Below are 18,555 nucleotides of genomic sequence, written 5' to 3'. Positions count from 1 at the left end.
GACCGGAGGCCTCATGACGCGAACACCTCAAACAATCAGTGAAGAGCTGCTGAATGCAGCCCGCAAGGCAGGTGCCGAGGCAGCGGATGCCATAGTAATTGATGGCTCATCCGTTTCTGTGGAGGTACGTAGTGGTGCATTGGAACATGCCGAACGCTCGGAAGCGACCGATCTAGGGCTGCGGGTCTTCCTTGGCAAACAGCAGGCAATCGTATCCAGTTCGGATAGTCGCCCCGATACGCTTACCGCGATGGCCGAGCGCGCCGTGGCCATGGCACGGGAAGCGCCGGAAGATCCGTTCACCGGCTTGGCCGCGCCTGACCAATTGGTCGCCAACTGTAATATCGACGCGCTGGAGCTGTTTGACCCAGCCCCTGAACCCAGCGCTGAAGCTCTGATGCAGGATGCGCTGGCGGCAGAGGCAGCAGCGCTGGACGTTGCGGGAGTCTCACAGGTGTCCGACGCTGCGGCCGCCTATGGTACCCACCGGGTCCATCTTGCCGCAACAAACGGCTTTTCGGATGGCTACATGCGCAGCAGCCGTTCAACCTCATGCGTCGCCATTTCCGGCGAAGGGACGGGAATGGAGCGTGACTATGACGGTGACAGCCGGACTTTTCAGTCTGACCTGCGCAGCCCCGCCGAGATTGGTCGCACGGCTGGTGAACGTGCGGTTCAGATCGTGGGAGCACGCAAGCCCCAGACCGGCAGTTTTCCGGTGGTGTTCGACGAACGGATTTCATCATCCCTGATCGGCCATCTTCTGGCCGCCAGCAATGGCGCGGCGATAGCCCGCGGGGCCTCGTGGCTGAAGGAAAGCCTTGGGCAACAGGTTCTACCGGCACATTTGTCTTTGATTGAAGACCCGCATCGCCCGCGCATTTCGGGCTCGCGCCCGTTCGATGCCGAAGGGCTGGCAACACGGCGCAGGGCGATCGTTGAAGATGGCGTACTGACCGGCTGGACGTTAGACCTGTCCAGCGCCCGCAAATTGGGAATGACCTCGACCGGCAACGCAGCGCGCGGCGTATCCGGGCCGCCGTCGCCCAGCAACTGGAACCTGAGCCTGACGCAAGGCGAGAAGACCCGCGCCGAGTTGTTGCGCGACATGGGTACCGGGCTTTTGGTCACTTCGATGATCGGATCGACCATCAATCCGAATACCGGCGACTATTCACGCGGCGCTTTGGGATTTTGGGTTGAGAACGGCGAGATCACCCATCCCGTCAACGAGTGTACCATCGCTGGCAATCTTCGCGACATGCTGATGCGAATCATTCCGGCAAACGATGCGCGGCCTTACCTATCGCGCGTTGTACCCTCGCTGTTGATCGAAGGGATGACACTTGCCGGCAACTGACCTGCCCCTGCTGATTGACGCTGCGCTTGAGGCCGGAAAGATCGCCACGCGCTATTCGGGTCCTGATGCCCAGCGCTGGGATAAACCCGAAGGCGCAGGCCCGGTGACCGAGGCCGATCTGGCCGTCAACGCGATGCTAGAACGTGATCTGCAGGCGGCCCGCCCGGATTATGGCTGGCTGAGCGAAGAAACCGAGGATTCACCCGATCGTCTGGCCCGTGATCGGGTCTTCGTCATCGATCCCATCGACGGCACCCGCAGTTTTGCCGAGGGGTCGCGCACATGGGCCCATTCGCTGGCCGTAACCGAGAACGGTGAGGTCACGGCAGCCGTCATCTACCTGCCCTTACGTGATCTGCTGTATGCGGCTGCAAAAGGGCAAGGTGCAACGTTGAATGGCACTGCCATCCAAGTGTCAGGGCAAGCGCACCTGCCCGAAGCCGAGATTTTGGCGGCAAAACCCAATCTAGATCCGCGCCACTGGCAATCCGGTGCTGCACCTGACTTTCGCCGTGTATACCGCCCGTCTCTGGCCTATCGGATGGCGCTGGTTGCGCAGGGACGGTTTGACGGGATGCTGACGTTGCGACCCAGTTGGGAATGGGATATCGCCGCCGGAGATCTGATCCTGCGCGAGGCAGGCGGGCTCTGTACCGATCGTTTGGGGCAACCTCTGCGCTTCAACAATACCCACCCGCGCCTGAACGGCGTGGTGGCGGCAGGTTCAGCGGTGCATTCGGACCTTCAGACCCGACTTAACCCGAATGGGGCCGGAATTCCGGCATGAGCAAGCCGCGATCTCTGAGCCTTGCGGCCTATCGAGTCCTGTCCTGGGGCGTCCCGCAAAGCACGGGTCACCCCGAGATTGCGCGCCCGGAAGGTGAACTTCTGTGGGTCCATGTCAGTACACCCGATCGGTTGCGGGCCGTCGACAATATTTGCTGTCGGCTGCTGTCTGTGCGACCAGAACTTTCGCTGTTGCTGACCGCCCCACCCGATGTTGATCTGAAGGACTGGGAAGATTGCGATACCCCGATCACAATGCTGCCCGCCGAGCATACCGGCGCGGCGCGCACGTTCTTGGATCACTGGCGCCCTGATATGGGGCTGTGGTTTGGCGGTGGGCTGATGCCCAATGTCATAACACGCGCACAGGAGCGGGGCATTCCGCTAATTTTGCTTGAGGCTGTGGTCGACGTGAAAACCGCAAGGGGTGGACGTTGGCTACCTGATATCACGCGATACACGCTGGATTGCTTTACAGCGATACTTGCGCCCAATGATGACAGCGCACGCCAAATCCGACGCCTGGGAGTGAACTCGGCAAAAATCTCGGTCGCGCCACCACTTCATATCAGCCCCAACCCAGAGCCCTGGCCCGAAGATGAATTGATCGAGACCACTCACACAATGGCCGGGCGCCCAGTTTGGCTGGCCGCATGGGTTCAGGACAAGGAATTCATCTCGGTTCTGACGGCCCATCGTCAGGCCTTGCGGATGCTGCCACGTCTGGCTTTGGTCCTGCATGTGGCGGATATGTCCGAGGCATCGCCCCTGTTTAAACGCCTCGAAGCGATGGACCTTCGATGCGCCAACTGGGATGAAGGCCATCCAATCGAAGACACCACACAAGTGATTCTAACAGCCGAGCCCGAGGATCTGGGCCTTTGGCATCGTGTATCCGCAGTTACCTTCATGGGAAGTTCACTGGAACGCGGGGCGCGGGGGCACGACCCTCTGACCGCAATCGCCTTGGGATCTGCGGTAATCCATGGGCCTCATGTCAGCAAGCATCGCAGTCTCTATGACAGATTGGGGCAGGCAAAAGCCGCGTTGAAGATACGAACCGCAACAGAGTTGGGCGATGGCGTTGTCGAATTGTTGGCACCTGACCGCACAGCAGACATGGCATTGGCCGGATGGCGGATTGTCACCGAAGGGGCTCCACAGGCGGACCAACTGATCGATATGGTACAGGATACACTGGACCGGCGAGGGCGTGACGATGCGGGCACCTGACTTCTGGAACTCAGCCCCTGATCGGTTGGATCTGCGCGCCAGGCTGTTGGCGCCACTTGGTCGCCTCTATGCCGCTGCAACCGCCCGTCGCGTGGCGAGCGGGCAAGGCATCTCGCCGGGCGTACCGGTTATCTGCGTTGGCAACCTGAATGCCGGTGGCACAGGGAAGACACCGACGGTGATCTGGGTTTTGGAATATTTGAGGGATACCTGGCATCAACCTCATGTCGTGACCAAAGGCCATGGTGGCTCGCTGGAAGGCCCGGTGCAGGTCGACCCGCGCAAACACACAGCGGCTCAGGTCGGGGACGAACCCCTGTTGCTCGCCGCGTTTGCCGAGGTCTGGGTCGCCAAAGATCGTGCAGCGGGCGCGCAGGCAGCCGCAGCGGCAGGGGCAACCGCGATCGTGCTGGACGACGGTTTTCAGAACCCCGCAGTTGCCAAGGATTTTTCCATCATCGTGGTGGATGCGCAGCGCGGATTTGGCAATGGCCTTTGCCTGCCTGCTGGTCCACTGCGAGAGCCTGTGGCCGTTGGATTGAAACGTGCCGATCTCGTGTTGTCGCTTGGGGACGCCGCAGCGCAGTCAACATTTTCAGAAAGATGGGAACCTGCCCTGACGGTCCCACACGCCACCGGCGAGGTGTGTCCGCTCCAAACCGGAATGGACTGGAACAATACACCCGTTCTGGCCTTTGCGGGCATAGGCTATCCGGACAAGTTCTTTGGAACTCTGCGACAGCAAGGCGCTAAACTGCTGCGGGCCGAGGCACTGGATGATCACCAACCACTGACTTCAGCGCTGATGACGCGGCTTGAGAACGAGGCCAAAGCACTGGGCGCGCAACTGGTGACAACCGAGAAAGACGCCGTGCGCCTGCCCGCCACATTCCGCAGCAAAGTTCTGACCCTACCGGTTCGGTTGCAAATCAATCAGGATGACAAAGTCAAAGAGTTGTTGGCGAAGGCCGCGCCTTCACCTTAGGCAGATGGCCAGCCCAAAACAGGCTGACCATTCAGGATTTAGCTGCCAAGCTCGGCTTCGATCAGCGTCTTGAAGTCGTCATAAGGCTGATTTTCAACCTTCTTCCCATTCACGACGAAAGTAGGCGTCGCCTGAATTCCATCGCGTTCGGCATTTTCCTGATACCAGGCCACCAGTGTCTGCGCGCGGGTACCGTCCTGCAGGCAAGCCTCAAGCTGATCATTGTCTATGCCAGCGAGACGCCCGATCTTGCGCAGTTCATCAACGATCTCGGCAGGACCTCCGGCCCGAGTCCATTCCGACTGGCCTTCATACAGCAGGTCGGTGATGCCAAAGAACTTTTCAGGTCCTGCACAGCGCGCGACCATCGAGGCCCACAGGCCATAGCGGTCGAAATACACCTCACGGTAAGTGAACTTTACCTTGCCGGTATCGATGAAGTCCTTTTTGAGCTGCTTGTACGCGCCCTGATGGAAATTCGCGCAATGCGGGCAGGTGTACGATGCATATTCGATGATCTCGACTGGCGCGTCTTCGGCCCCCTGCACCATCTCGACGATGGTCGAGGTGTCCAAATCCGCCTCTTGCGCCTCAGCAGCACCAACAAGCGGGTTCGAAGGGATCGTGTTACTCGACGTTGTCAGCCAATAGCCGCCAGCGGCCACGGCGACAGCCGCACATATTACGGTTGCAATCCGGCTCATTCATCAGCCCTTTCTTAGCGTTTCTGTCTGGATAAAACGTTGCGGCCCAAACGTTCAAGGGCCGCGCGCAAATCTTCATCATCAACCGCGCGCGACACATTGTCGGCCTCAGCTGCGATTTCTGGTGAAACAACCGGTTTCGTCTGTTTCGGTTTGTGATCGAAACTCGCCTGCCCCTCAGCAAATCCGGAAGGCGCGGTCTGGGTGATACGCACTCGATTGATCGCGTTGTAACCATAGACCGCATTCACTTTGTCGCGCAGCTGTTCTTTCTGCATCTCCAGCATTGGCGCCTGCGGCCCGGTTGTCAGCACCGTCAGTGTCGCGCCAAAGCCACCCTTGGCGTATCCCACATTCACCGGCCGGGCGATCGACGCGATGTCCTGGCCCACAATCTCGGCCCAATGGGTCAAAAGGCGCGAGACGGCAAATCCCCGGCTTTCCCCGGCCTGCCTGATCCGGTCGTTCAGCAAAGTGGCGGTGCGCTTGAACCCGCGGGTCGAGGAACGTCTGCGTTGCATCTGGTTTCCAACTCCTGCGTCGCTATTGTAATAGGCTGATACCCGGACGCCAGCGAAACCCGACAGAGAGTTACATAAAACTTGCGTGACTGCACCGAATCTGACCTGAGCAATACGCTGCTGGATTGGTACGACCGCCACGCACGTGAAATGCCTTGGCGTATCGGCCCGGCAGCGCGTACCGCTGGCGTAGCACCAGACCCCTACCGCGTCTGGCTATCCGAAGTGATGCTGCAACAAACGACCGTTGCCGCTGTTCGCGACTATTTTGTTCGTTTCACCACGCGCTGGCCAACCGTCGAAGCCCTTGCCAATGCGCAAGATGATCAGGTCATGGGGGAATGGGCTGGCCTGGGCTACTACGCCCGCGCCCGCAACCTTCTGAAATGCGCGCGGGTGGTTGCGTCCGCGCATAACGGGCAGTTTCCCGACAATTACGATGCACTACTGGAACTGCCGGGCGTTGGCCCCTATACGGCGGCGGCCATAGCAGCCATCGCATTTGATCGGCCCGAAACTGTCCTGGACGGCAATGTCGAACGGGTCATGGCAAGGCTCTATGATATTCACGAACCCCTGCCCGCCTCAAAACCCCTGTTAAAGAAAAAAGCCGCGGCATTGACCCCGCAGCACCGACCCGGAGATTACGCGCAGGCTGTCATGGATTTGGGTGCAACGATCTGTACTCCAAAATCTCCGACCTGCGGCATTTGCCCCCTGCATGCGGCCTGTCTGGCGCGGAAGGCGGGGACGCAGGTGGAACTGCCGCAAAAAACGCCCAAGAAGCCCAAACCCACCCGGCTGGGCCACATCTACATCGCCCAACGCGGCGATGGTGCTCTGCTGTTGGAACGCCGCCCCGACAAGGGTCTGCTGGGCGGAATGTTGGGCTGGCCTGGCTCGGACTGGTCCGAAACACCGCTGGAAAGCCCTCCGTTCCCGGCGCGATGGCACGAAATCCCCGGTGAAGTGAGACACACCTTCACCCACTTTCACCTGATCCTGCGTATTTGGACAACCGAATTGCCAGACGGTTGCGATCCGAACGGTCTGACAGTCATGGACAAACACCAATTCAGGCCCAGCGACCTGCCCGCGGTTATGCGCAAGGCTTTTGACCTCTGGCGCGGCCAATAGACTGCTGGGCAAAGCCCAGTGCGCGGTCTACGGTGCCGCCAACGTTTCGGAGCCTCAACATGATCGCATCTGACACCCTGTCTCGCTGGCAATCCGCCCTTCCCTTTTGGGTCTCATATCTCCTGATCCCACTGATCTGGATGACCACTACGGCAGGCGGATGGTGGGTCCTGCTTGTACCGCTTTCGACATGGTGGGTCTTTGCGGTGCTTGACCGGCTGACCGGCCTAAACCTTGAAAACGCCGACCCGGACACGCCAGATGCGGGGCTGCAATGGTATATCTGGCTGACCAAAGCCTGGGCACCTGTGCAATTCCTCACGCTCTATGGGCTGATCTGGTACACTACCCGAGCCGTAGATATGAGCTCGGTCGAAAAAATCGGCGTGTTCCTCGGCATGGGCGTCCTTTCCGGAACGATCGGGATCAACTACAGCCACGAGCTGATGCATCAGAAAGGCAAACTGGAACGCTGGCTGGGCGATTTCCTGTTGTCGATGGTCCTTTATTCCCATTTCCGGTCCGAGCACCTGCTGGTTCACCACCGCTACGTCGGAACTCCGCGTGATCCGGTAACCGCTCGCTACAACGAAGGTTTCCACCGGTTCTATCCGCGCGTTCTGCGCCAAAGCCTCATCTCAGCCTTTCGCGCCGAGCGGGAAAAACTGGCCCGCAAAGACCGCCCGTGGACCGACCCGGCAAACCCGTTCTGGCGCTATTGGAGCCTGCAAGGAGCCATGCTGCTGCTAGCATTTCTGATCGGCGGATGGGCAGGGCTAGGCCTGTTTTTGGTACAGGCCGGCACCGCGATCTGGCAGCTTGAACTTGTTAACTATGTCGAGCACTACGGGCTGACGCGCAAATATCTGGGCGATGGCAAATATGAGCATGTGCACCCGCGCCATTCCTGGAACGCGTCACAAAAGGCCTCAAACTGGCTGTTGATCAATCTGCAACGCCACTCGGATCACCACTACAAGCCCAACCGCCGCTTCCCATTGCTTCAACACCATACGCAGGACGCAGCGCCGCAACTGCCTCATGGATATCCGGTCATGACCCTTGCCGCGATGATCCCGCCCTTGTGGCGGCGTATCATGAATCCGAGGGTCCGCGCTTGGCGGCGTCAATACTATCCCGAAATCACCAACTGGAAGCCTTACAACAAAGCGCGCAACCCTGCCCCTCGCACCTGACTGCATCGCGCACCAGCGCGCTGCCCGGCCCAACGGGAAGGATCACATCTTTGATCCGGTGCTGACAGGCGGGAGCCCTGGTTGCTACAGCACCCAGACATCCATCGGGGCTGTAACACCGCGAACAGGCTGGTCCGAGTGCTGTGCAAACCCGGTCATCATGTCTTGCGCATTTGGCGTCTCGCTTAGAGCCTGAGACCGCAATGCATCGCTGACAATGATGCGCGCTTGAAAATCGCGCGTCAGGGCCTCTAGCTTCGCAGCAACATTCACCGCATCGCCGATCACTGCAAATTCCAGCCGGTTTGCACCGATATCCCCCAGTACGACCGAGCCATAATGAACCCCGACCCCGATCCGAATCTCTGGCTCACCCGCGCGCTTGCGCTCCAAATTCCAACGGTCGATCATCTCGACCATGGACCGCGCGCATGCCAGCGCATTGCTTGCATCCAGCTCTCCGGGTACGGGGGTTCCAAACGTGGCCATCAGCCCATCGCCCAAGTATTTGTCGAGTGTTCCGTGATGGCGAAACACCTCGGTCTCCATTCGGGCGTGGAAACCACGCAAAACTTCAATAACCTCATATGGATCACGGCCAGCCGAGAACTTGGTGAAGCCAACAATGTCGATAAATAGAACCGCGATATCCTCTTTGCGGACCTGCTTCAGAGGTTCGTCGTTCTGGCTCAGCTCATCCACCACATTCGGCGAAAAGTATCGAGACAGATTCGCGCGTTCACGTTCAAGCCCAGCATTGGACATCAGCAAGCGATTGAGGCGGCGCATCGACACCCCAAGCGTCACTGCGACCATGACAAAAACGATCACCTGCTGGATGCGTAGGGTTGGCATGAAACTGTTGGGATCCATGAACTCAGCCACATCCGGGTAGCCTGACAAAGCCTCGGCCACACGCTCGCTAATCCCAGGGATCGGGGTGGCGACCCACCAAGCGATCACCCATCCAGCCGTCCACATCATCGCCGTCCACGAACCGATCGCAATGACAGTGCGCCAGGAATAGGCAAGCGTCCCTGCTGCCAGGATAATGAAGAAATACTGAAAATTGTCGAACCGATACTGCATCGCCAGTGGTCGCACATCGTCGCTGAACGGGTTAGGCACAATCATCCCCAGCGTCATGATCAGCAGATCGACGAAGATCAAAAGCAACTCGGTCCGGGATTGCCCCACACGACCCGCGCGTTGGATCAGCCAACCATTGGCGCAGATCAGAAGCAGGATGAAATGGTACCATAGGACCTCCCACTGGGGATTCAGATAGATCAGCAAAAGCCCGGTCAACGCCATCGCGATCCAGCGTGCACGAACAGCCAGTTCAAGCCCCTCTCGCTTGTGTCGTTCCAGTGCCGCCTCGGTATATTTGTTGTCCAGATCGAAGTTGTCCGGTTGCGTAACAAAGAACCGGCTAAGGCGGGATTGACTGGCGGTGGTCTCGGTCATTGCCTTTATCTCCCAAAAAGGGCTGTCAGGGGCTGCCCTATGCAATCATCTCACAGGCAAAAACAAAAGACCCCGCCGGTAACGGCGGGGCAAGGCGTAGTGCCTTGTGTCAGGCCACAGGCACCGGCGGTATTCAGTTATGCAATTCGGCCCTGATCTGCTGACGCAACACGTCGATGGGCACGGTTTTGCCATCGCGTTTGAAGCACCAATAGGTCCAGCCGTTACAAGACGGTGCATTTTCCAGATGCGCGCCAACCTGATGGATCGAACCTTTGACGTTCTGCCCTACCAGAGTCCCGTCGGCGCGGACCTTGGCTTTATGGCGTTGGTTCATCGAATACAGTTCCTCACCCGGGCGCAGCATACCGCGTTCGACCAATTGGCCGAAGGGCACGCGCGGCTCAGCGCGCTTGCTAGCGCTGACTTCCAACGCTTCGCGGTCAAACTTACGGACCTTTGAGATACGCTTTTCAGCCACCTTGCGATAACTTTCTTCGCGCTCAATCCCAATGAACTCACGCCCCAGCATTTTCGCTACAGCACCTGTGGTGCCCGTGCCAAAGAACGGATCCAGCACCACGTCACCGGGATTGGTCGAACCAATCAACACGCGATGCAGCAGTGATTCCGGTTTCTGCGTCGGATGCGCCTTGTCGCCGTTTTCGTCCTTGAGCCGTTCATGCCCGGTGCAGATCGGCAGTACCCAATCGCTGCGCATCTGCACACCTTCGTTCAGCGCTTTCAGTGCTTCGTAGTTAAACGTGTATTTGGCCCCTTCGCGCTTGGACGCCCAGATCATTGTTTCATGCGCATTGGTAAACCGCTTGCCACGGAAGTTTGGCATCGGGTTGGATTTACGCCACACAACGTCGTTCAGAATCCAATAACCCGCATCCTGCAGGGCGGAACCCACGCGGAAAATGTTGTGATAAGACCCAATCACCCAGATCGCACCATTGGGCTTCAGCAGACGATGCGCAGCCTTCAACCATTCCCGCGTGAACTGGTCATAAGCCCCAAAGCTGCTGAACTGATCCCAGTGATCATCGACCGCATCGACCTGAGAATTATCGGGCCTGTGCAATTGACCTTTCAACTGTAAATTATACGGGGGGTCCGCAAAAATCAGGTCAATCGACGCCTCGGGCAGACTGTTCATCGCCTCGATGCAGTCACCGGATAGAATCGTGTTTAAAGGGAGCGCGGCTGCGCCCTTTGTCTTGATTGTGGTCATATCACTGCCTCAGTTCCACGGCGCTTTTGCGCTCATTTGGTTGAGACAAGGATGAGTCAAAGATGATTCGCCGTCAATTTCTTTTTTGAATCAGCGACTTACGATTTACTCTTGATACAAGATATTGTGGACCGGTTTGAACGAACGTCTATGGTGTGGGGTCACGCCAAGATTTTGCAACGCCTCGCGGTGCTGTTTTGTCGGATATCCGGCATTCGCCTCCCACCCATAGCCGGGATGCTGTTGCGCCAAATCCACCATCAGCCGATCACGCCAGATTTTTGCAATGATCGACGCTGCCGAAATCGACACCGACCGTGCGTCGCCCTTCACCACCGCCTGCGAGGGTAATTTCATACCGCGCGGGATCATGTTGCCATCAATCAGCAAGAAATCCGGAGCCGGGTCCAGCGCAGCTACCGCGCGTACCATCGCCAGATGCGAGGCGCGCAGGATGTTATGCTCATCGATCTCTGCAACCGTGGCTTCGGCCACCGCGACCTCTGCCCGGTCGCGCAATATCTCATCCAAACCGCCGCGACGCTTGGCCGTCAGTTTTTTTGAATCGTTCAACCCAGCGGGAATGTCATCCGGGTTCAAAATAACCGCTGCGGCTACAACCGGGCCGGCCAGCGGACCGCGCCCAACCTCATCCACCCCGGCAATTCGGGTATATCCGCGTGCCAGCAAAGCCCGTTCGAGTTCATAATCAGGTGTCGTCATACCCTTGGCAAATCGCGTTTCGTAGCGCTTCGCAAGAAAAAAGAGAGGGCAGCTTGCGCCACCCTCTCCCGCGCGGCGCTTCTATGGCGCCACTCCTGCTCGAAACCTGTTACTGGTAAACGACACGGTATCCTTTCTGGCGCAGGCAGGCGGGTTCGTATGCCCGTTTTACCTTTTTACCATTCCAGAAACCAACCTTGCATTGGTGTGGCAGGCTATCGGCATGTTTATAGTACTTCTTCAGGCAATTCGGCCCAAGCAGCGGACGCTTGTTCGAATAGGCATTGAACGTGCGCAGGCAACGCTGTGGTAGGTCATAACGGGCCACGCGCTTTGGCAACGGGCGTACAGCATGTTTTTTCTTGGCCTTCTTCGCCTTGGCTTCAGCCTGCTTGTGACGCTTGCGGCGCTCTGCCTCTTCGTCGCGCTTTTTCTCCTGATGATAGTGGTTGACCGCAGCACCTATGAGCGCGATCGCAGCCAATCCGCCGAGAATATCTCGGGTATCTGCCGCCCGTGCCTGCGACGCCGAGATCCCCGTGATGGCGACGGCGGTTGCTATGATCAGAGCGATAAATTTCCGGTGCATGATGCGTGTCCTTTCGGATAATGGGCAGGCCGGTTACCGACCGCGGAATTGATAACCTGACACTGCGACCACCCCGTTCAGACAAGCAATAACGGCATACTGTTATTCAATATCAGCACCACAAACCCCCTGAGGTTATTGAATATCCACCCAACCCATGCGCAGGATGCAGCCCATGAAACAGATCCTCTCTTCTCTGGCTCTGACGGCCCTGATATCGGTTGGGTCGCAAGCCATCGCGGCAGATTGCTATGCCGACTACAAGGCCAAGCAGGACAATCCCTTACGCCTGCACTATGGCGTCATGCAGGTCTCAAGCTGCGATAAAGGCTCGGCCCGGAAAGAAGTCGCCAAGCGGCTGAAATCAAACGGCTGGACCCTGCTGAACGTGATGACCGTTTTCGAGGCGGGTGGATTGGATCAAAGGAAGGCCAATGCCGGAAAATACTATCTCCGTTACTGAGGCGCGTCGTTCGGGGGTTCGGCTGGTTGGTCTGGGGATTGCGGCAATCGTCGCGATCCTGGTGACTGCAGCGGTTTTCCTGTTCTGGACGCTACCGGACGCAAATGCCTTCAACGCGCGGGTTGAACGGCTGTTTGTCGAGGCTGACCTGACCTCGCAATCGGAAATCCGTCTGCTCGAGATTCTGGCGCAATCGGGCACCGCCTTTGCCGATACGCTATCCAGCTATCGAATGGTCATCTTCGTGCTGTTGGTCTTTGCCAGCGCCATGCTGATCACCGCGCTTGTTTTTCTGGTCATGCTGGTTCTGCTGAACCGCCGCATGGCCCAGATTGAGCGGACGGGGATCCAGGTAACATCCCTGCTGATCAGCCGTGAAGAGAATACCGTTTATCTCAACAACATGGATTTTAAGTTGACCCCCGCCGCGATGGAAACGCTTTCGGTTCTGGCTGAATCCCGCTTGGATGACGAGGTCCTGTCGGGTGCCCAGATTGAAGCGATGATCTCGGGCAGAAACGCTGCAGATTGCGATGAGGCCGCCGGGGCAACCCGGATCAAACGCCTGCGCGACGCTTTGGGAAATCAGATGGTCAGTGAGCTGCTGGTGAAGAACATCGCCAAGAAGGGCTATATGCTATCGATTGAGAAAGACGTTATTCAAATGGTCTGAGGATGCCATTGCAGTAAAATCTACGTGCGCATCTTGGAATTCTCGCCCTCAAGACCCATGATATAAGGGCTTGGCCAAGGGAGGTTGCAGATGAACGTCCATGCCACACCGAATGTCAAAGGCTATGGGATATCAGTTGAGCCGCTGCAGGGACGGATCGCGATCTACCGTGGTGATATACTGCTGGCCGAAAGCCACAACGCCAAAGTGATGTACGAAACGCGGCTACCTCCCGCGATCTATGTTCCGCGCGAAGACCTGTGCGTCGAGCTCAGCCCTGAGACCGAATTGCAGACGTTCTGCCCCTTCAAGGGTACCGCAACCTATCACGACATTAGCCTACCGGAAGAGCGCCTTACGAACTCGATTTGGGCTTATGAAGACGCCTTCCCTGAAAGCGCGGCCATTCAGGGCCATATTGGATTCATGCCGGATACCGCGACGCGGATCGACCTCGGCGACAACCAACTGCGTCAACCCGACGATGGCAATATCAGCGGCCCCCTGATCGATTGGCTGATGCGCGGTGCGTCCGAAATTAACACTCCTGATGCCTTTACAAAAACGCTGGCCGAGAAAATGCTGGAACATGGCATCGCTATTCAACGCCTAAGCATTCTGGTCTGGTCGCTGCATCCGCTGATCGCAGGCAAACACTATATCTGGGAGAAAGACTCGGCTGAGATTTCGACCCACACTCCGACCTATGAAATTCATGATCACCCTGCCTTTACCAATAGCCCTCTGCGTCACGTTTCAAACGGGTTGGGTGGTGTCCGCCAGCGCCTGAACAACGACAATCCGCATAACAGCTTTCCGATCATCGAAGACCTGCGCGCAAAAGGGGCCACCGATTACGTTGCCATGCCACTGCCTTTCTCGGATGGGCGGACGAATGTCCTGACCCTGACTTGCGATCATCCCGATGGGTTCACGACCGAGAACCTGGGTCTGGTTTTTGAATGCTCTACTGTCATCGCGCGGTTCTACGAGGTCTTCATGCAGCGCGAAAACGCGCAGGTTCTGCTGGAAACCTATGTAGGCAAGCGCAGCGGTGCGCGCGTTCTGGGGGGCGAGATTCGCCGCGGTGATGGCGATGACATAGATGCGGCGATCATGTTTTGCGATCTTCGAAATTCAACCGCATTGGAAGAAAAACTGGGGCGTGATGACTATATCGAGCTACTGAATGCGTTTTTTGAGACAGTTTCAGGGATCGTGCACGACCATGACGGAGAAGTTCTGAAGTTCATCGGCGACGCTGTTCTTGCCGTCTTCCCGGCGGGTGACGATGCCGCCAAAGCCCGATCCAGCGCGCAGCTTTCGGCAACAGAGATCGTCGAAAAACTGGGTGAATTGCGCAGTGACGGAAGTGATCATGATTTCGACTGCTCGATTGGTGTCGCCTATGGCCGCGTCACCTATGGCAATGTGGGCTCGCGCGAACGGTTGGACTTTACCGTGATCGGTCAGGCCGCCAATGTCGCTGCCAGATTGGGCGAATATGGCAAAACCGTCGGACATAGAATTGTTGTCTCGCAAGATATCGAACCTGTTTGCAAACAGGCGATCCCTTTAGGGGCGATCAAGCTGCACAACGTCTCGCAACCGATCAAATCATTTGCCCTGCAAACCTCAGCCGATGCCTGATTTGGCAGTTCACTTCGCAAGAGTTGAACCTCAAATTGTGCCACCCACTATCTCGGATCGGTCAACCTATGGCCTTGCACGAGATACCGTACACACCGTGTCTAGTTGACATCAATGTTTCAAAAACCACCGCCCAGCAGGATCAGAGCCGTCTGCGCAGGTGAGATCGTCTGTTGGATTTGATTGATCTGATTGCGGGCCAGATACGTGTCGGTCAGCTTTTCGATTGCCTCACTTTCAGTGAACTGCGCCAGATCGGATGAACCCGTAATACGCTGCAATCGATCTTTGAAAACCTCAAGCTGCTTGTCGATATCCAGTTGCGCAAATGCTGCAGGCAGCCGCAATGCCGTTTCCATCATATTGCGCAAGGGAGGCAGCCCCATCAGATCAAACCACCTTCTGTCCTCACTGCCACCCTGGCCAGCCAGATCGCGCAATGCATGCTGGGTGTACAACGCGATACGCATCGATTCATCTGCTTCGCCAACCGAGATTTCAAATCGCGCAATCAAGTTGTCGTCAGCGATCTTTTCCATGGCGTCCACCAATCCGGTCTTGCGCACATCGCCGGGACCAAGTCCAAAGGCATTGGCAAAATCACGGTACCTGCCGTCGGCCAGCCTGTTCGCAAGCGCATCGTCAGCCTGCGTTCCATCGGACAAGATTTTTTGGACAAAATACCGATTGTCGAGATCACTTTCCAAGCCAAACGCACCCAATGCCACCTGCAACAACCGTCGGTCCGAAACCAGATCCTCGGCCGTCTGGACCTTGCCGATATTGTCTAGAAAATACCTTGAGTCCCGTTCATTGATCCCCGAGGCAGAATAGCTTTGAAGCTGCGCATCATAGGTACGCTGCAAAAAGCGCCAGCCAACCAGACCACCTGAAGGTATGACCGGCTGGAAGGTCACTGCTGATACGCCATCAGACGTTCTTCGCGCGGCAACAGTGAACGCAAGGCCTTTAAACACTTATAGTATTGCTCTGCCACCAATGCTTCAGTTGCGTTGGCAAGGACCCGGCGACTGTCGGCATCCGTGAAAACCTGGCTCAGCTCTTCCACGCGCCGCAGAAGTTGCTGGCGCGCCTGCTCAGGTTCGGTATCGCCTGACAGAACCAACTGCGCGGCATAGCAGACACGGCGTACCGGCGTGTTGACCTCTTCCGGGTGAATGGCATCGCGCAGGCGCAGGACATTTGCCTGAGGTGTCATGATCGAAAACCGACTGCGTCGATCCCCGTTTTCGATTACAACACCATTGATCAGAACCCGTTCCTTTGGGGCAAGTTTCAGGACCAGACCCCCCATCAGTTGCCCCTCATTTGACGTAGCCCGCGCAACACGGCCATGTTGATCTCAAGCAGCGGCTCAACGGTCGCCTTGTTCGCCAGCACCTGGCTGCTGTGTTGTTCGGTAAACTCAGCCAAATAGAAAATCCGCGCCCGCAGATTGCTCGGCAGCCCGTTATCCGCATCCGCCACATCGGTTGCCAGCACAGTCCACAGCCGGCGATTTTCGTGCAAGGCTTGAACGAACCCTCCGAAATCAGCCGCTTTCCGCGTGGAAGCAGCCTTCAACCGATGTGTAATCCTGGAAATCGCCTCATACTCTGTATCCCGAGGTGTTCGCGTCGGTGCAGCAGATTGCGCATAAGCGCGGTGAGCAAGCGTTTGCGGTGTCACTTGAAATCCTTCCAATTGTCCTTCAGCGGGCGATTAAGTCCGGGGCACAGCGTGCGTGCCCCGGATCAGTTCCAAAGTTAGCGGAACAGCGACAGGATGGACTGTGGCGCCTGGTTCGCGATCGATAGCGATTGGGTTGCCAGCTGTTGCTGGACCTGCAACGCTTGCAGTCGCGCCGAGGTTTCTTCCATGTCAGCGTCAACCAACGAGCCGATACCGGATTTGAACGAGTCAGACAGGTTCGAGATGAACTCTTTCTGGGTCTCGATCCGACCCTGCGCCGAACCAAAAGCCGCCGAGGCATCAATCGCAGTATCGATGAGGCCTTCGATCGCGCCAAGCGCTGCGGATGCGCCGGCAGAAGTCGACACATCAATCGAGGCCAGAGCGCCTAGACCGCCAGAGTTCGCATTGGCATATTGACCGCTGATCTGCAGCGAATCCGACCCTTCGTTGGTGATATCGAGTTGCGCAGCATTCGTACCCGGATCATAGACGACCGAAACATTGGCATCCGAAGCTTCGATGGCAGCTTTTAGCCCCGCAGCGATGATCTCTTCGGGCGCGTTGCCTGCGGCGATATCCTCAGCCCGGACTGTATAAGACGCGACATCGTCGCCCAGTCGGACCGTGAAAGTATCACCAGCGGACAATGTGCCCGGATCAGCGATCACGATGCTTCCATCATCATCGCTTCCGCCGTTTCCATCCAACGAAAATCCGAATGCGTCGGCCGTATCCGCAGTGACCCCGTCAGTTCCAGTGAACACGTCGGCAGCAGTGTAACCACCTGTCGACAGGTTTTGCGCCGATACACTAATGGAAGACGCTGTCACGTTGCCTGCATTGTCTCGATCCAAAGAGGACAGAATGCTTGCGCCAGCCCCACCGTTCACCAGATTGAGGCCATTGAACTGGGCAGCGCCGACAACCGATTCGATCTGATCCCTGAGCGCGGCCACATCGGTGTTGATCTTAGCACGATCAACGTTGTCTTCTTGTGCCGCAACGATCTTGCCTTTCATCTGGTTCAGCAGATCCGTCACAGTTTCTGAGGCGTTTCGTGCAACTGCGACAGTGGATTCACCCAAGGCCAGGCTGTCCTTGATCGCATTGAAGCCGTTGACGTCTGATTCCATCACCTTTGAGATGGCCCAGACAGCCGAGTTATCCTTGGCTGTAGCCACATCCTTGCCGGTCGAGATCGCGTTTTGCGTCTGCGCGAGGTTCTTGTTGACCGATTTGAGAGTTTGCAGCGCAACCATTGCGCCATTGTTCGTCAGAATGCTTGACATATTTGTCATCCTCTTAGCGTTCGGGCGCGTTTGACGCCCATGTTGGACCCACCAAACCGGCAGGCATTCTGTCGTTCTGACCTGTGCGTCGTGCCTTGTGGCCTTCGCGCCACCCGTTGTTTCAGGTGCATCGCCACATTTGCCCCCGATCTCCTAACGGAGTGCTAAGACGGGCAAATCCGAAATCTCGGATTTGAATCAAACCTGATGCTATGCCCGTTTTTCCAGCTTTGCCCGCGATCGCAAGGCAAACCCACTACGCTGCCCCGAGGCGTCATAAGTGCTGAACTCCTGCCGGACCTGTTTCAGTTCCGCCATTCGGTCCGCCACAGCCCGAATACCCTCGGCCGCACTGTTCAAAAGGGCTTGGTTGCGCACGACCTTCTTCTGGATCCGGATCAGATCATCGCTTTCCAACACCTGCAGATCATTTATTGCACCGATCAAGTTCTCTTTTTCAGGCACCAATCGATCCAGATCGGTCAAATCCCCCTGGACCAGCGCTGTGCGCTCCAGATCCAAAAGGTCTTCCAGTGCATGAATCGGATCTTTATTCATCGGACTTCTCCATCATTGCATTGAACAAAATTTCCGAAAGGCCGATTCCACCCGCCTTTGCCATTTGCTGTGCCTGCTGTTGCACCAGAAACGAAGCAAACTGATCTTCGCCTGCACCACCGCCAAAGGAACTTCGTGCTTGGCCGAGTCCTGCTGACTTGAGCATTTCAGCCAGAAAAGCGGCCTCCAGCTCAACAGAGGCGGCTTTCAGCTTCTGTGGAATCTGGGCGGAGTGCATGGTCGCACTGGTAGATGTAATCGTCATCGGATTCTCCGAAAATTGCTATGA

General features: G+C 57.2%; 21 protein-coding genes. 9 read left to right on the top strand and 12 right to left on the bottom strand.

What is annotated here, in order from left to right:
* Nucleotides 1–13 precede the first annotated feature (13 nt).
* The 4 genes from ACR0DE_RS03310 to lpxK are packed head-to-tail and all read left to right on the top strand — an operon-like array spanning nucleotide 14 to nucleotide 4,364.
* Nucleotides 14–1,360 (top strand): TldD/PmbA family protein, encoded by a 1,347-nt coding sequence (locus ACR0DE_RS03310; protein ID WP_480751824.1) that lies wholly within the window; start codon nucleotides 14–16, stop codon nucleotides 1,358–1,360.
* Nucleotides 1,347–2,147 (top strand): 3'(2'),5'-bisphosphate nucleotidase CysQ, encoded by an 801-nt coding sequence (locus ACR0DE_RS03305; RefSeq protein WP_170406723.1) that lies wholly within the window; start codon nucleotides 1,347–1,349, stop codon nucleotides 2,145–2,147. Before ACR0DE_RS03310 ends, ACR0DE_RS03305 begins: the two co-directional genes overlap by 14 nt.
* Nucleotides 2,144–3,379 (top strand): 3-deoxy-D-manno-octulosonic acid transferase, encoded by a 1,236-nt coding sequence (locus tag ACR0DE_RS03300; protein WP_480751821.1) that lies wholly within the window; start codon nucleotides 2,144–2,146, stop codon nucleotides 3,377–3,379. Before ACR0DE_RS03305 ends, ACR0DE_RS03300 begins: the two co-directional genes overlap by 4 nt.
* Nucleotides 3,366–4,364: a tetraacyldisaccharide 4'-kinase gene (gene lpxK / locus ACR0DE_RS03295; RefSeq protein ID WP_170398923.1), complete on the top strand. Its 999-nt coding sequence runs from the start codon at nucleotides 3,366–3,368 to the stop codon at nucleotides 4,362–4,364. The genes ACR0DE_RS03300 and lpxK overlap by 14 nt, the downstream gene beginning before the upstream one ends.
* A gap of 38 nt (nucleotides 4,365–4,402) precedes the next feature.
* On the opposite strand, the gene ACR0DE_RS03290 is transcribed toward lpxK, so the two are convergent.
* Together ACR0DE_RS03290 and ACR0DE_RS03285 are read right to left on the bottom strand one after the other, a co-directional pair.
* Nucleotides 4,403–5,068, bottom strand: coding sequence for a DsbA family protein (locus tag ACR0DE_RS03290; RefSeq protein WP_170398926.1), 666 nt, complete (start codon nucleotides 5,066–5,068; stop codon nucleotides 4,403–4,405).
* Nucleotides 5,069–5,082: 14 nt separating this feature from the next.
* Nucleotides 5,083–5,589 carry a DUF721 domain-containing protein gene (locus tag ACR0DE_RS03285; protein WP_480751819.1) on the bottom strand — a complete coding sequence of 169 codons (507 nt, stop codon included), beginning with the start codon at nucleotides 5,587–5,589 and terminating at the stop codon, nucleotides 5,083–5,085.
* 81 nt (nucleotides 5,590–5,670) lie between these two features.
* On the opposite strand from ACR0DE_RS03285, the gene mutY reads away from it, so the two are divergent.
* Nucleotides 5,671–6,726 carry an A/G-specific adenine glycosylase gene (gene mutY / locus ACR0DE_RS03280; protein WP_480751816.1) on the top strand — a complete coding sequence of 352 codons (1,056 nt, stop codon included), beginning with the start codon at nucleotides 5,671–5,673 and terminating at the stop codon, nucleotides 6,724–6,726.
* A gap of 59 nt (nucleotides 6,727–6,785) precedes the next feature.
* Nucleotides 6,786–7,922: an alkane 1-monooxygenase gene (locus tag ACR0DE_RS03275; protein WP_480751813.1), complete on the top strand. Its 1,137-nt coding sequence runs from the start codon at nucleotides 6,786–6,788 to the stop codon at nucleotides 7,920–7,922.
* A gap of 84 nt (nucleotides 7,923–8,006) precedes the next feature.
* Here the strand turns inward: ACR0DE_RS03275 and ACR0DE_RS03270 are convergent, their stop codons facing one another.
* From ACR0DE_RS03270 to ACR0DE_RS03255, 4 genes are all read right to left on the bottom strand, one after another.
* Complete coding sequence (locus tag ACR0DE_RS03270) at nucleotides 8,007–9,389, bottom strand: adenylate/guanylate cyclase domain-containing protein (RefSeq protein WP_170398937.1); 1,383 nt, start codon at nucleotides 9,387–9,389, stop codon at nucleotides 8,007–8,009.
* A gap of 133 nt (nucleotides 9,390–9,522) precedes the next feature.
* Nucleotides 9,523–10,626 (bottom strand): site-specific DNA-methyltransferase, encoded by a 1,104-nt coding sequence (locus ACR0DE_RS03265; protein ID WP_170406740.1) that lies wholly within the window; start codon nucleotides 10,624–10,626, stop codon nucleotides 9,523–9,525.
* 105 nt (nucleotides 10,627–10,731) lie between these two features.
* A complete protein-coding gene (locus tag ACR0DE_RS03260; protein WP_480751810.1) occupies nucleotides 10,732–11,349 on the bottom strand; it encodes a ribonuclease HII in 618 nt (205 codons plus the stop codon).
* A 109-nt stretch (nucleotides 11,350–11,458) separates the two neighbouring features.
* Complete coding sequence (locus tag ACR0DE_RS03255; protein ID WP_170425883.1) at nucleotides 11,459–11,938, bottom strand: hypothetical protein; 480 nt, start codon at nucleotides 11,936–11,938, stop codon at nucleotides 11,459–11,461.
* 175 nt (nucleotides 11,939–12,113) lie between these two features.
* On the opposite strand from ACR0DE_RS03255, the gene ACR0DE_RS03250 reads away from it, so the two are divergent.
* From ACR0DE_RS03250 to ACR0DE_RS03240, 3 genes are all read left to right on the top strand, one after another.
* A complete protein-coding gene (locus ACR0DE_RS03250; protein WP_170398948.1) occupies nucleotides 12,114–12,401 on the top strand; it encodes a hypothetical protein in 288 nt (95 codons plus the stop codon).
* Nucleotides 12,373–13,074: a winged helix-turn-helix domain-containing protein gene (locus ACR0DE_RS03245; RefSeq protein ID WP_170398951.1), complete on the top strand. Its 702-nt coding sequence runs from the start codon at nucleotides 12,373–12,375 to the stop codon at nucleotides 13,072–13,074. Before ACR0DE_RS03250 ends, ACR0DE_RS03245 begins: the two co-directional genes overlap by 29 nt.
* A 90-nt stretch (nucleotides 13,075–13,164) precedes the next feature.
* Complete coding sequence (locus tag ACR0DE_RS03240; RefSeq protein ID WP_170398954.1) at nucleotides 13,165–14,724, top strand: DUF427 domain-containing protein; 1,560 nt, start codon at nucleotides 13,165–13,167, stop codon at nucleotides 14,722–14,724.
* Nucleotides 14,725–14,843: 119 nt separating this feature from the next.
* On the opposite strand, the gene ACR0DE_RS03235 is transcribed toward ACR0DE_RS03240, so the two are convergent.
* From ACR0DE_RS03235 to ACR0DE_RS03210, 6 genes are all read right to left on the bottom strand, one after another.
* Nucleotides 14,844–15,641, bottom strand: a complete 798-nt coding sequence (locus tag ACR0DE_RS03235; protein WP_480751806.1) for a DUF1217 domain-containing protein — start codon at nucleotides 15,639–15,641, stop codon at nucleotides 14,844–14,846.
* Nucleotides 15,638–16,039, bottom strand: coding sequence for a flagellar biosynthesis repressor FlbT (flbT, locus tag ACR0DE_RS03230; RefSeq protein ID WP_170398959.1), 402 nt, complete (start codon nucleotides 16,037–16,039; stop codon nucleotides 15,638–15,640). Before flbT ends, ACR0DE_RS03235 begins: the two co-directional genes overlap by 4 nt.
* Nucleotides 16,039–16,413 (bottom strand): flagellar biosynthesis regulator FlaF, encoded by a 375-nt coding sequence (flaF, locus tag ACR0DE_RS03225; protein WP_170398962.1) that lies wholly within the window; start codon nucleotides 16,411–16,413, stop codon nucleotides 16,039–16,041. Before flaF ends, flbT begins: the two co-directional genes overlap by 1 nt.
* Before the next feature lie 77 nt (nucleotides 16,414–16,490).
* A complete protein-coding gene (locus ACR0DE_RS03220) occupies nucleotides 16,491–17,708 on the bottom strand; it encodes a flagellin N-terminal helical domain-containing protein (RefSeq protein WP_170406757.1) in 1,218 nt (405 codons plus the stop codon).
* Between the two features lie 210 nt (nucleotides 17,709–17,918).
* A complete protein-coding gene (locus ACR0DE_RS03215; protein WP_170425894.1) occupies nucleotides 17,919–18,266 on the bottom strand; it encodes a flagellar biosynthesis protein FlgN in 348 nt (115 codons plus the stop codon).
* Nucleotides 18,259–18,531: a rod-binding protein gene (locus ACR0DE_RS03210; protein ID WP_170425896.1), complete on the bottom strand. Its 273-nt coding sequence runs from the start codon at nucleotides 18,529–18,531 to the stop codon at nucleotides 18,259–18,261. Before ACR0DE_RS03210 ends, ACR0DE_RS03215 begins: the two co-directional genes overlap by 8 nt.
* Between the last annotated feature and the right edge of the window lie 24 nt (nucleotides 18,532–18,555).

It is taken from the genome of Ruegeria sp. C10 (assembly GCF_056537805.1).
This window is presented reverse-complemented; position numbering and strand designations above follow the sequence as displayed.